At 72.3% G+C, this 11,859-nt stretch carries 12 protein-coding genes; 6 read left to right on the forward strand and 6 right to left on the reverse strand.

All coding sequences use genetic code 11. From position 1 onward, the window contains the following. The first annotated feature begins 100 nt into the window (after nt 1–100). On the forward strand, nt 101–631 hold the full coding sequence (locus tag ACFY8O_RS28440; protein ID WP_145811669.1) for a gamma carbonic anhydrase family protein: 531 nt from the start codon (nt 101–103) through the stop codon (nt 629–631). Between the two features lie 254 nt (nt 632–885). Here ACFY8O_RS28440 and ACFY8O_RS28445 read toward each other — a convergent pair whose 3' ends face one another. Continuing rightward, entirely contained in the window at nt 886–1,548 is a 663-nt protein-coding gene (locus ACFY8O_RS28445; RefSeq protein WP_387907252.1) for a DedA family protein, read from the reverse strand. A gap of 194 nt (nt 1,549–1,742) precedes the next feature. Continuing rightward, entirely contained in the window at nt 1,743–2,192 is a 450-nt protein-coding gene (locus tag ACFY8O_RS28450; protein WP_387907255.1) for a DUF4442 domain-containing protein, read from the reverse strand. A gap of 95 nt (nt 2,193–2,287) precedes the next feature. Here ACFY8O_RS28450 and ACFY8O_RS28455 point away from each other — a divergent pair, with 95 nt between their 5' ends. Beyond that, complete coding sequence (locus ACFY8O_RS28455) at nt 2,288–3,316, forward strand: hypothetical protein (protein ID WP_387907258.1); 1,029 nt, start codon at nt 2,288–2,290, stop codon at nt 3,314–3,316. A 67-nt stretch (nt 3,317–3,383) separates the two neighbouring features. Further along, nucleotides 3,384–4,691: an MFS transporter gene (locus tag ACFY8O_RS28460; protein WP_387907260.1), complete on the forward strand. Its 1,308-nt coding sequence runs from the start codon at nt 3,384–3,386 to the stop codon at nt 4,689–4,691. Here ACFY8O_RS28460 and ACFY8O_RS28465 read toward each other — a convergent pair. The 4 genes from ACFY8O_RS28465 to thpR all read right to left on the reverse strand — a co-directional run bounded on the left by ACFY8O_RS28465 (nt 4,653) and on the right by thpR (nt 8,712). Then, nucleotides 4,653–5,498, reverse strand: a complete 846-nt coding sequence (locus ACFY8O_RS28465; protein WP_387907263.1) for a spermidine synthase — start codon at nt 5,496–5,498, stop codon at nt 4,653–4,655. The two genes, ACFY8O_RS28460 and ACFY8O_RS28465, sit on opposite strands and share 39 nt — an antisense overlap. Before the next feature lie 195 nt (nt 5,499–5,693). Continuing rightward, a complete protein-coding gene (locus ACFY8O_RS28470) occupies nt 5,694–6,545 on the reverse strand; it encodes a patatin-like phospholipase family protein (RefSeq protein WP_387907266.1) in 852 nt (283 codons plus the stop codon). A gap of 69 nt (nt 6,546–6,614) precedes the next feature. After that, a complete protein-coding gene (gene tuf, locus ACFY8O_RS28475) occupies nt 6,615–7,784 on the reverse strand; it encodes an elongation factor Tu (protein ID WP_387907269.1) in 1,170 nt (389 codons plus the stop codon). Nucleotides 7,785–8,115: 331 nt separating this feature from the next. Next, nucleotides 8,116–8,712, reverse strand: coding sequence for an RNA 2',3'-cyclic phosphodiesterase (gene thpR, locus ACFY8O_RS28480; RefSeq protein ID WP_387907272.1), 597 nt, complete (start codon nt 8,710–8,712; stop codon nt 8,116–8,118). A gap of 202 nt (nt 8,713–8,914) precedes the next feature. Between thpR and ACFY8O_RS28485 the strand changes: the two genes are divergently transcribed. The 3 genes from ACFY8O_RS28485 (at nt 8,915) to ACFY8O_RS28495 (ending at nt 11,829) form a co-directional block, all read left to right on the forward strand. Beyond that, the gene (locus tag ACFY8O_RS28485) at nt 8,915–9,631 is read left to right on the forward strand and encodes a TVP38/TMEM64 family protein (protein ID WP_145811685.1); all 717 of its coding nucleotides are present in this window, start codon (nt 8,915–8,917) and stop codon (nt 9,629–9,631) included. 187 nt (nt 9,632–9,818) lie between these two features. Beyond that, nucleotides 9,819–10,691 carry an undecaprenyl-diphosphate phosphatase gene (locus tag ACFY8O_RS28490; RefSeq protein ID WP_145811687.1) on the forward strand — a complete coding sequence of 291 codons (873 nt, stop codon included), beginning with the start codon at nt 9,819–9,821 and terminating at the stop codon, nt 10,689–10,691. A 355-nt stretch (nt 10,692–11,046) separates the two neighbouring features. Beyond that, entirely contained in the window at nt 11,047–11,829 is a 783-nt protein-coding gene (locus tag ACFY8O_RS28495; RefSeq protein ID WP_387907276.1) for an SGNH/GDSL hydrolase family protein, read from the forward strand. Nucleotides 11,830–11,859 lie beyond the last annotated feature (30 nt).

Raw genomic sequence — 11,859 nt, forward strand, 5'->3', positions numbered from 1 at the left:
CTGCCGGGGCCGACAGGACCGTCGATTAGGTTCGTCCGGAGCACGGGACGCCGCGCGCACCCCCGATGGCGCGCACCCCACCCGACCGGAGGAGCAGGCGATGGCAGAGCAGGCATTGGTCACCGGAGTCGGTGGCAAGGAGCCGGACGTGGATCCGGACGCCTTTCTCGCTCCGACGTCCGTCGTCATCGGCGAGGTGTCGCTGGCGGCGGGATCGAGCGTCTGGTACCACGCCGTGCTGCGCGCCGACTGCGGTCCGATCTCGCTGGGTCCCGACAGCAACATCCAGGACAATTGCAGCGTCCACACGGACCCCGGCTTCCCGCTGACGGTGGGCGCCAGGGTCTCGGTCGGGCACAACGCCGTCCTGCACGGCTGTGTCATCGAGGACGACGTGCTGGTCGGCATGGGCGCGACCGTGCTCAACGGCGCGCACATCGGAGCGGGTTCCCTGATCGCGGCGCAGGCGCTCGTGCCGCAGGGCATGCGGGTGCCGCCGGGTTCCCTGGTGGCCGGCGTGCCCGCCAAGGTCAAGCGGCAGCTGACCGCGGAGGAGCGCGAGGGCATCGCCTTCAACGCGGCCGGTTACGTGGAGCTGGCGAAGGCCCACCGCGCGGCGCACGAGGGCTGACGGCCCGCCGCCCGAGGGCCGCGCACCGGGGCGGGACTCCGGCACCGCGGGACTCCCGGAAGGACCCGCGTGCCGGCCGGGGCCCGTCCGGCGTCCGGGCCGGTCGCGTGGTTCACGTGCCCGTTCGCCATGAACAGCCAGGCCGCCCCCGATCCGTCCGCCGCCGGGCACGTCCGCCGAGGGATCAGTCGGCCGGTTCACGGGCCCGTTCGCCGTGGGCAGCCACGCCGCCCCCCGACCCGTCCGCCGCGGGTTCAGTCGGCCGCGGGAACCGCGTCCGGCTCGGCGACCGGCGCCGGGCTGTCCGCCTGCTCCGCCGCCTTCTTGGCCCGGTTCTTCAGGACGAGCATCGAGACGACCCCGATGAGCACGGCGGCCAGCAGCCCCAGCCACGAGAAGCGCTTGAGCCACGCCTCGGCCACGACGCCCACCGAGTAGATGACGGCGGTGGTGCCGCCGGCCCAGACGATCCCGCCCAGCACGTTGGCGATCAGGAACTTCCAGTACGGCATGCGCAGGACACCGGCCAGCGGGCCCGCGAAGATGCGGAGCAGTGCGACGAAGCGGCCGAAGAAGACCGCCCACACGCCCCACTTCTCGAAGGACCGCTCCGCCAGAGCGATCTGGGGCGCCCCGAAGTGCTTGGGGAATCTGCCGCCGAGCCAGGCGAGCATCGGGCGCCCGCCCTTGCGGCCGATCGCGTAACCGATGGAGTCGCCGATGATCGCCCCGGCCGACGCGCAGGCGCCGAGCACCACGGGGTCGACCTCACCGTGCTGGGAGGCGAGGAGCGCCGAACTCACCAGGATGATCTCGCCGGGCAGCGGGATCCCCAGACTCTCGAGTCCGATGACGACCCCCACCAGGAGGTAAATGCTGACCGCCGGTACGGTCTCGAGCCACTCCTGGACGTGCAACGCCGGTCCCTCCGGTTGGAATCTGCCGCCGGGCACCGAGGTGGTGCCCGGCGGCAGCCTACCGGTCCGCCCGGAACGGGTGGCCGCGGCGGCTCCCCGAGGGGCCGGCGCCGGGCCGCCCGTACGCCGGGCCCTGCGGTCCAGGGCGGCGAGGGCGAGCGATCGGGCGCCGGCCCTCGGGGCCGGACAGCGGCTCAGCTGTTGGGACGCAGGGTCCAGACCACGCTCATCTCACTGGTGACGGCGCCGTCGGCACGCCGGATCTCGACCTGCACGGGGAATTCCGGGCGCTTGCCCTCGTCGAGTTCGGCGACGACCTCGGCGATCGGGCGGGCCAGTACCGCGGTGGCGGTGAGGTCGCCCTTGGCCACCTTCTTGAAGGCCATCTGCGTGGTGACAGGCAGCGGAACGGCTCGGTGCAGCTGGTCACCGAAGGCCGCGACCACGATCGCGCCGCTCGCCGACTCGGCGAGCGTGAACATCGCTCCGGCGTGCGGTCCGCCGATGTGGTTGTGGTATTCGGCCTGGTCGGGGAGCGACAGGACGGCGCGCTCCGCGGTCGTCTCCAGGTAGGTGATGCCAAGGGTCCTGACCATCGGGACGCTCGCGGACAGCATGTCGCCGACCGTCGTTTCAGTACTCATGGGCCAGATGTTACTAGCGGGTAGCAGGCCTTGACCATCCCCTCACAGGGGCGGCCGTAGCAGCGGGTACCCACCCCCCTCTATGGTTACTGGCCATGTGGCCAGGACAGCAGCCGCCCGGGGGCGAGCAGAACCCGCAGGACCAGAACCCGTACCAGCAGCCGGGGTACCAACAGCCGAATCCCTATCAGCAGCCGGGATATCAGCAGCAGGGCCAGCCCGGGCAGCCGGGGTGGCAGCACAACCCGTACCAGCAGCCGACCGTGCCGCAGTACGCCGTGCCGGGTGGGCCGGGCGGTCCGCCGCCGGACGACAAGAAGAAGACGACGATCGTCGCCGTCGTCGCGGCCACCGCGGTCGTCGTGGCCGCCGTCGTCACCGGTGTCGTCGTCATGAACAAGGACGACAAGGGGGGCTCGACCGTGGCCGAGGGCAAGCCGTCCTCGTCACCGTCCGCCGAGCCCTCCGACACCGCCTCGTCCCCCGCGGCGAACCCGCGGGGCGGTGAGGAGGCCGCGCCGTCGATTCCCGGCTGGAAGGTCGTGACCAACCCCAAGTGGGGCACGCAGTTCGACGTGCCCGGGGACTGGGAGGTCGCCGGCACGGGTGTGTTCTCGGGCTTCGAGAACGTGAAGGACCCGACCGGCCCGCCGGCCGCCGGCTTCTCCGCACCGGCGTACTACAAGAGCAAGTGGTGCGTGGACGACGCCGACAAGGACGGTTCCAAGGAGGACACCGGCCTCGCGGGCGTCGGCACCAAGGGGGCCCAGGGCGCCAAGAGCACGGACGAGGCCGCCACCAACGAGGCCGCCAACTGGGTCTGGGCCGCCTACGCCCAGAAGGACCCCAAGGAGAAGGTCAAGATCGGCAAGGCCGCGCCCTACACGACCAAGTCGGGTCTCTCCGGCAGCGTCGTGACGGCCACCGCCACCGGGCTGGCCAACAAGGACAAGTGCGACACCGACGGCAAGTCGACCGCGTTCAGCTTCAAGAACGGCAAGGGCGAGTACTCGACCTGGGTCCTCTACGCCAACGCCGGCGTGGACGACGAACTGCCGGACGCGACGATCCAGAAGATCCTCAGCACGGTACGGCTCGCGGAGGGCACGGAGAGCACCTCCTGAGCCCGGTGCGGAGGGAGCCGGGTCCGCCCATTTGGCGGCAGGGGGCCCGGGCGGGGATAGTCCCCTGGTGACTTCCGCCGTTTCTCCCTCCCCCGCCCCCGGCCCCGCGCGGGCCGGCCGCAATTTCGGTCTGCTGACCGCCGCCGCGATCATCACGAGCCTGGGTACCCACGGCGCACTGATCGCGGCGGCGTTCGCCGTTCTGGAGTCGGGCGGCGACGGAGGCGACGTCGGTCTGGTCGCTGCCGCACGCACGGCGCCGCTGGTGCTGTTCCTCCTGATCGGCGGCGCGGTGGCGGACCGGCTGCCGCGTCACCGGGTCATGGTGGCCGCGAACGCCCTCAACTGCGTCTCGCAGGCGGTGTTCGCGTGGCTGGTCCTGACCGGCGGCGCCGAACTCTGGCAGATGATGCTGCTGACGGCGCTCTGCGGCACGGGCCAGGCCTTCTTCAGTCCGGCGGCCGAGGGCATGCTGATGTCCAGCGTGACCGGGGAGCAGGCGGCCCGCGCCTTCGCGTTCTTCCGGATGTCGATGCACGGTGCGGCCATCGGTGGGGCGGCGCTCGGGGGCGCCATGATCGCTGCGATGGATCCGGGATGGGTGCTCGCCGTCGACGCCGCGGCGTTCGCCGTCGCCGGCGTCCTGCGGGCCTTCCTCGACGTGAGCCACATCCCCGCCCGGGCACCCGGCGGCGGGCTCCTCGCCGATCTCCGCGACGGCTGGAAGGAGGTCGCGGGACGGCCTTGGCTCTGGGCGATCGTGCTGCAGTTCTCCGTGGTGGTGGCCGTGGTCGGAGCCGCGGAGGCGGTGTACGGGCCTCTCGTGGCCAGGGACGAGCTCGGAGGAGCCCGGCCCTGGGGGTTCGCGCTGGCCGCGTTCGGGGTCGGCACGCTGGGCGGCGCGCTGCTGATGATGCGCTGGAAACCACGGCGCCTGCTGCTGGCCGGCACGCTCTGCGTCTTCCCTCTGGCACTGCCGTCGGCAGGGCTCGCCGTGCCGCTGCCGGTGGCCGGCCTGTGCGCGGTCATGTTCGTCACGGGGGTGGCGATCGAGGTGTTCGGCGTCTCCTGGATGACGGCGCTCCACCAGGAGATCCCGGCGGAGAAGCTGTCCCGGGTCTCCGCGTACGACTGGTTCGGATCCGTCGCGATGGTGCCGCTGGCCACCGCGGCGGCCGGTCCGGTGGAGTCCCTGGTGGGCCGCAGTGAGGCCCTGTGGGGGTGCGCCGGGCTGATCGTGCTGGTGACCGCGGGCGTGCTGCTCGTCCCGGACGTACGGAATCTGACGCGCCGCAGCACGGTGAAGGGAGTCGCCGTGCCCGTCCCCGCCCAGGGGTCAGCCGATGCTGAAGGCGCCGTCGGGAGGCTCGGGTGAGGCGATGGCCTCACTGTCCCGCACGGGTCTCGCGCCCCTGGCGAGCCGGGTGAGCGTCGCACCGTACTCGACCCGGGCGGGGAAGGCGTCCGCCGCGCACAGCCTGGTCAGCGCGGCGATGTCGAGGGGCGTGTGTGAGGCGACGAGCACGGCGTTGCCGAAACGCCGCCCCCGCAGCACGGCGGGTTCGGCGATGAGCGCGAGCTCCTCGAACACCTCGGCGAAGTTCGCGAGTTGTGAGCCCAGGAAGGCGAACGGCGCACTGTCGGCGAGGTTGGCCGCGTAGATCCCGTCCCTCCTCAGCACCCGGCCCGCCGTGCGGGCGTACTCGACGGACGTGAGGTGGGCCGGGACCCGTGCACCGCCGAAGACGTCGGCGATCAGAAGGTCGGCGGAGTCCTGCGGTGCCTGTTCGAGCCAGTCCCGGGCATCGGCGCCGTGGACCGTGACCCCGGCGCCCTCGGGCAGGGGCAGATGCTCATCGACCAGCCGGGCCAGGCCCCGGTCCGCCTCCACGACGTCCTGCCGGGAGCCGGGCCGGGTCGCGGCGACGTAGCGCGGCAGGGTGAGCGCCCCGCCGCCGAGATGCACGGCGTCGAGCGCAGCACCCGGCGCCCCCGCCCGGTCCACGACGTGGCCCAGGCGACGCGCGTACTCGAATTCGAGGTGCTCCGGCTCGTCGAGGTCGACGTACGACTGCGGGGCCCCGTCGACCGTGAGCAGCCAGGCCCGGTCACGGTCCACGTCGGGCATCAGCCGGGCGGTGCCGTGGTCGGTGTCGCGGATGACGGGTATCGGCTCGTTCACCCCCTCATTGTGACGGGCTCCGGCCCCTGTCCGGACGACGCACCTGCCCCGGCGGCGCGCACCCGTCCCGGCGGCCCCGGCCCCCGGTCGGGCCCCTCTCCCCACGCGGCCGGCCGTTCGGGCGGGCCATCTGTCCCCACGCGGCCGGCGGTGGCGGCGGGCCACCCGTTCACGGAGTCGGCCGCTCCGGGGCGGTCAGCCGTTCCACACCGCGGCGACCGCCTCCGTGTGCGCCACGGACTGGGCGAGGCCGGCCCGGGCGGCGGGGGCCCGCCGGGCCGGGTCGAGGGAGTTGCGGCCGATGGCCTTCCGCGCCCCGGCGTCCGGGGTGATGACCTCGACACGGGCGCCGGCCGCCTCCAGTTCGGCGGCCTGTGCGCGGGGCGAGGCGATCACCCTGCTGCCGCCGGCGGTGGGGGCGATCACGACGACGCGTTCGTACCCGGCGGCGAGATGGGCGTTGGCCGGGGAGTGCACGCCGCCGTCGATCCAGCTCCCGCCCCCGGCGACGACGACCGGCCAGACCGCGGGGACCGCGCAGCTGGCGGTGACCGCGTCGGCGAGCGGAACCGTTGCCGTCCTGTCGAAGGTGTGCAGAGCTCCCGTGGAGGCGTCCACCGCGGTGACCAGGAGGTGCCGATCGGGCCAGACGGACGTGGGGAGGCGGCTCACGATCATCTCCCGGCGACCGGCCGCTGTCGCGCCGGTACGGCTCTCCCGGGCCAGGGTGCCCAGTCTGCGACCGTACTCCTCGGGCGTGCGGGAGGACATCACGGCGCGCGCGTACCGCAGGACGGTGACGGGGCCGAGCCGTGCCACCGGCTCCTGCTCGCTCCCCGGGCCGGCGAGCTGGCGCTCGTAGAGCTCGCCCACCGCGACGAGGCCCGAGGCCAGCTGGGCCCCCACGATCGCCCCGGCCGAGCTCCCGACGATCAGATCGGCGGTGGAGAGGTCGACGCCCGCCTTGGCGAGTCCGTGCAGGATCCCGGTTTCCCATGCGGTACCGGTGACGCCTCCGGCACCCAGTACGAGAGCTGTGTCTGCCATGCTCCCCAGTGTGCTGCACAGCGCACGGCGCGCCTCCCCGGGGTGGAAAGGCGCGCCGCACCGCAGCCGTCAGAGGACGGCGGTCACCGTCCCGGCGCCGACCGTGCGCCCGCCCTCGCGGATCGCGAAGCCGAGGCCGGACTCCAGCGGGACGTCACGGCCGAGTTCGACGGTCATCGTGACCGTGTCCCCGGGCCGGGCCACCGCCGCCTCGCCGAGGTCGACGTCTCCGACGACGTCCGCCGTACGGATGTAGAACTGCGGCCGGTACCCCGTGGTGACCGGGGTGGTCCGACCGCCCTCGCGGGCCGACAGGACGTACACCTGCGCGGTGAAGCGGCGGCTCGGCGTGACGCTTCCCGGCGCGGCCACCACATGGCCCCGGCGGACCCTGTCCCGCTCGACACCGCGCAGCAGCAGTGCCACGTTGTCGCCGGCCTCCGCGGACTCCATCGGCTTGCCGAAGGTCTCCAGACCGGTGACGACCGTCTCGACGTCCGCTCCGAGCACCGTCACGCGGTCACCGACCCGCACCGTGCCGCGCTCGACCGCACCGGTGACGACGGTGCCGCGCCCGGTGATCGTGAGCACGTTCTCCACGGACAGGAGGAACGGCGCGTCGGTGTAGCGCACCGGCATCGGGACGTACGTGTCCACCGCGTCGAGCAGACCCTCGACGGACGCCGTCCAGCGTGGGTCCCCTTGCAGCGCGCCGAGCCCGGAGACCCGTACGACGGGCACGGTGTCCCCGCCGTATCCGTGCGCGGAGAGCAGTTCACGGACCTCCAGCTCGACGAGGTCGGTGAGCTCGGGGTCCCCGGCGTCGGCCTTGTTGAGGGCCACGACGATGTGGTCGACGCCGACCTGACGGGCCAGCAGCACGTGCTCCGCGGTCTGCGGCATGATGCCGTCCAGGGCGGAGACGACGAGGATCGCCCCGTCGAGCTGCGCCGCTCCCGTGACCATGTTCTTGATGTAGTCCGCGTGACCGGGCATGTCGACGTGCGCGTAGTGCCGGGTGTCGGTCTCGTACTCGACGTGCGCGATGTTGATCGTGATCCCCCGCTGCGCCTCCTCCGGCGCCCGGTCGATCCGGTCGAACGGCACGAAGGTGCCGGTGCCGCGGTCGCTGAGCACCTTGGTGATGGCGGCGGTGAGGGTGGTCTTGCCGTGGTCGACGTGGCCCATGGTGCCGATGTTGAGGTGCGGCTTGGTGCGCACGTAAGCCGTCTTGGGCATGGCTGACTTCCTTGGTGTTCGAAGCTGAGAGAGAAGACCCCAGGGCCCCGCCGACCCTCCCCTTGCGGGGTCCGCCGGACTGTCGGGGGAGGGTCAGCTTCGGGCGCCGCCGAAGGGCGCCGCCGCAGCGGTGAACGCTGCGTCAACTGCTGCTGCTGCGGTCGCGACCGCAGGGCTCACGGCAGCCTTCGGCGTGTCCGCGACTGCGGACTGCGCTGCGAGGAAGGCGTACCGGAACATGCCCCTGATCATGTCGGAGCGGTGCGGCGCCGTCGAACGGTTTTCGTGACGCCCGCGCCGAGCGCGGGGACGAGGGACCGGCCCGCGTCGCTCAGGATCCGGTGCCGCTCCCCCCGCCGAAGGCCCACGCCTCGATGTCGCGGTAGTGGATCGGTCCACGGCTGCGGCCTGCGTTGCTGCCGACCAGGTGCAGGCGCTCGGCGTGCCAGGCGCGGCCGGTGAACCCGGCGAGGCCTTCGGCGATCTCCGCGGCCGACGACCGGTCTCCGCGGCGGGCGCGAGCCAGCGTCAGATGCGGGCGCAGAGGCCTGCCCTCGAAGACGACGCCACAGTTCTCGACCACGGTACGCACCTGCGCGGCCAGCGTGTTCAGCGCGTCGAGCTCTCCGTCGATCCCGCTCCACAGCACTCGGTCGTCGAAGACCCCGCTGCCTCGCAACGCCAGGCGCACGGGCCGGTGGCCCGCCGCGAGACCGGCGAGCGGCGCACGCAGCAGCGGCACCGTGTCCGTCGGCAGTTCACCGAGGAAAGCCAGGGTGATGTGCCAGTCCTCGATGCGGTTCCACCGCATCCGCGGGTGCGTTCCGTAGGCGCGGTGCAGCTCCCGGGCCAGTTCTTCCTTCGCGGGGTCGGGCGGGGCGAGGGCGATGAACACACGGACGGTCGCGGGCTGAGTCTGATTCTCCACACCGGACTTCGTACCGCATCACGGTGGCCGAGGCCCCGGCCGGGCCGTGCCGGAGAGCCGCCGGCCGGGGGAACGGGACCTCCGGGAGCGTCCTACCGCCGTGGGTCCTCCCCCGGCCGTCACGCGGCTGTCGTCAGGCTGTTGCATGCCTGCCGCACGCACATTACGGCGATCACACACCCATGTCGGTTACGCTCCCCAGATGTTCGACCCCGTCCCCGCAACACGGCCCTCCGGCGGCCTCGCAGTGCGCTGTACGAGGGCGCTGCTGTCCCCCTGGTCCCGGTTCTCCCTGCTCGTAGCGGTCCTGCTGGCCGCGGCGGCCACCATGCTGCTGTTCGAACCACAGAGACTGCTCGCCTCCGGCTGGCCGTCCGAACTGACGGGTTCGGGCGCCGCGATGCTGTTCGGCCTGGCGTACGGCGTGTGCACCGTGGCCTTCGTCCCCCGTCCGTTGCTGAATCTCGCCGCAGGTGCGCTCTTCGGCGCGCAGGCGGGGCTGGCGGCGGCGCTGGCGGGCACGGTGCTGGGTGCGGGTGTCTCCTTCATGCTGGGCCGCGTACTGGGCCAGGACGCGCTGCGCACCCTGCTGCGGGGAAAGTGGCTGAAGGCCGCGGACGGGCTGCTGAGCCGGCACGGATTCCGCTCCATGCTCGCGATACGGCTGTTCCCGGGTGTTCCGTTCGCGGCGGCCAACTACTGTGCGGCGACCTCACGGATGGGGTACCCGCCGTTCCTGCTGGCGACCGGCCTCGGGTCCATCCCCAACACGGCGGCGTACGTCGTCGCGGGCAGCCAGGCCACCTCACCGACGTCACCCGCCTTCCTGGCGGCCATGGGCTTCATCGTGCTGTCCGGCGCGGGCGGGGCGCTGGTCGCGTGGCGCAGGCGGCACCGGCTGGGCGGCGGCGCTTCCTGAGAGATCGGCCCGTGGAGCCGGGGGCAGCGGGTGTCCGTTCACCTACAGGCGATACGCTGCGCGCGACCGACAGAGGATGTTGGGGCCGTGACGTCCCGTCCCCCTTTTCTGACCACATCCGCACACAGACGACGGTTTTCTCGACCGTCGGCCGTGGCATGAGCACCTCCGGGATGGCCAAAGCCCCATGAGCTGGTTCGAATCATTCGTCCTGGGCCTCGTTCAGGGACTGACCGAGTTCCTTCCGATCTCCTCCAGCGCGCATCTGCGGCTGACCGCGGCGTTCGCGGGCTGGCACGACCCGGGGGCCGCGTTCACCGCGATCACCCAGATCGGCACGGAGGCCGCGGTCCTCATCTACTTCCGCAAGGACATCGCCCGGATCGTCTCGGCCTGGTTCCGCTCGCTGACCGATTCCTCGATGCGATCCGACCACGACGCCCAGATGGGGTGGCTGGTCATCATCGGCTCGATCCCCATCGGTGTGCTCGGCGTGACGTTCAAGGACCAGATCGAGGGCCCGTTCCGTGACCTGCGCCTGATCGCGACGACGCTGATCGTGCTCGGCATCGTGCTCGGCATCGCGGACCGTCTCGCCGCGCGCGACGAGACGGGCGGCAAGCACCGGGTGGTGCGGGAGCGGAAGTCGCTGAAGGAACTGGGGGTCAGGGACGGTCTGATCTTCGGCTTCTGTCAGGCGATGGCCCTGGTCCCGGGCGTCTCGCGCTCGGGCGCCACCATCAGCGGTGGTCTGCTCATGGGCTACACCCGCGAGGCCGCCGCCCGCTACTCCTTCCTGCTGGCCATTCCCGCGGTGCTCGCGTCCGGCGTCTTCGAGCTGAAGGACGCGGGTGAGGGGCACGTCTCCTGGGGGCCGACGATCTTCGCGACCGTGATCGCCTTCGCCGTCGGATACGCCGTCATCGCCTGGTTCATGAAGTTCATCACGACGAAGAGCTTCATGCCCTTCGTCATCTACCGCGTCCTGCTCGGCATCCTGCTGTTCGTGCTGATCGGGGCCGGTGTACTGAGCCCGCACGCGGGCGAGTCCGCCGGCTGAGCGAGGTCACGAGCGGCGGGGTCCGCAGGGCCGGGCGGCACGAGCCGCACCACGGTGACCGCCGCGGCCGTGGTGCGGGTCCCTGAGCCGAAGCCCGGGGAGCGGATCGCGGAGCGGTTCGAGAGGGACAGCCTGGCGTTGATGCCCGGCCGGACGGTGCGGGCGGGTCCTGAGTCCGGTCCCGTGCGCGGAGCCGTCCGAGCCAGGCCGTCGCCGGCTCCCCGGCCCGTCCGGTCCGGGAGTCAGTCATTTCGCCGATGACGGGGGAACCCGGGGGCGCGAGGTTGGACACGGTCACCGCCGTCGCGCGGCGGCCGTGCACCCGCCCCTTCCGTCTCCAGTCCTGGGAGAACCCATGAACCTGACCCGCCCGGCCGGCGCCGTGCTCCTCGCCCTCGCTCTCGCCTCGGTCCCCGTGACCGCCGCGCGGGCCACGACGGCGGCCGACGAGGTGAACTACGTGGCCCTCGGCGACTCGTACGCGTCCGGCACCGGCGCCGGGAACTACTCCGACGCCCTCTGTACGCGCAGCCGTAACGCCTACCCGGCGTTGTGGGCCGCGGCCAACGACCCGGCCTCCTTCTCCTTCGTCGCCTGTGGTGGTGCGAAGATCCCCGATGTGCTCGACGACCAGGTGAGTGCGCTGGACGAGGACACCACCCTGGTCAGCCTGAGCATCGGCGGCAACGACTCCGGGTTCGCGTCGACCATGCTCAGCTGCCAGTACTCCACCCTGTCGGCCTGCGAACGGGCGCTGGCGACGGCCGGCGAGTACGTGGTGAACGAGCTGCCCGGCGAACTGGACGGCCTCTACGCGACGGTCCGCGCGGAGGCGCCGGACGCCGACGTCGTCGTCATCGGATACCCGCACCTCTACAAGGAGGGCGGCCTCTGCCTCGGCGGGCTCAGCTCGGCCAAGCGCACGGCCGTCAACAAGGGTTCCGACCTGCTCAACGAGACCATCGCGGAGCGCGCGGCGGCGGCCGGCTTCGCCTTCGCCGACGGCCGTCCGGCCTTCGCGGGGCACGAGATCTGCACCGGCGACGCGTGGATCAGCAGCTCCAACGTCCACCCGACGGCCGAGGGCCACGCCTCCGCGTACCTTCCGGCCTTCACGGCGGCCGTGGCGGGCAGCTGATCCCCACGCGGTCGTGGCCCCTCGCCGCCG

The organism is Streptomyces argenteolus (genome assembly GCF_042902585.1).
Lineage (GTDB): Bacteria > Actinomycetota > Actinomycetes > Streptomycetales > Streptomycetaceae > Streptomyces > Streptomyces argenteolus.

Bases quoted from the DNA above. Each gene is read 5' to 3' on its own strand.
- ACFY8O_RS28485 (WP_145811685.1), top strand. From the start codon at position 8,915: ATGTTCGACCCCGTCCCCGCAACACGGCCCTCCGGCGGCCTCGCAGTG.
- ACFY8O_RS28470 (WP_387907266.1), bottom strand. From the start codon at position 6,545: ATGGCAGACACAGCTCTCGTACTGGGTGCCGGAGGCGTCACCGGTACC.
- ACFY8O_RS28440 (WP_145811669.1), top strand. From the start codon at position 101: ATGGCAGAGCAGGCATTGGTCACCGGAGTCGGTGGCAAGGAGCCGGAC.
- ACFY8O_RS28490 (WP_145811687.1), top strand. From the start codon at position 9,819: ATGAGCTGGTTCGAATCATTCGTCCTGGGCCTCGTTCAGGGACTGACC.
- ACFY8O_RS28495 (WP_387907276.1), top strand. From the start codon at position 11,047: ATGAACCTGACCCGCCCGGCCGGCGCCGTGCTCCTCGCCCTCGCTCTC.
- tuf (WP_387907269.1), bottom strand. From the start codon at position 7,784: ATGCCCAAGACGGCTTACGTGCGCACCAAGCCGCACCTCAACATCGGC.
- ACFY8O_RS28450 (WP_387907255.1), bottom strand. From the start codon at position 2,192: ATGAGTACTGAAACGACGGTCGGCGACATGCTGTCCGCGAGCGTCCCG.
- ACFY8O_RS28455 (WP_387907258.1), top strand. From the start codon at position 2,288: ATGTGGCCAGGACAGCAGCCGCCCGGGGGCGAGCAGAACCCGCAGGAC.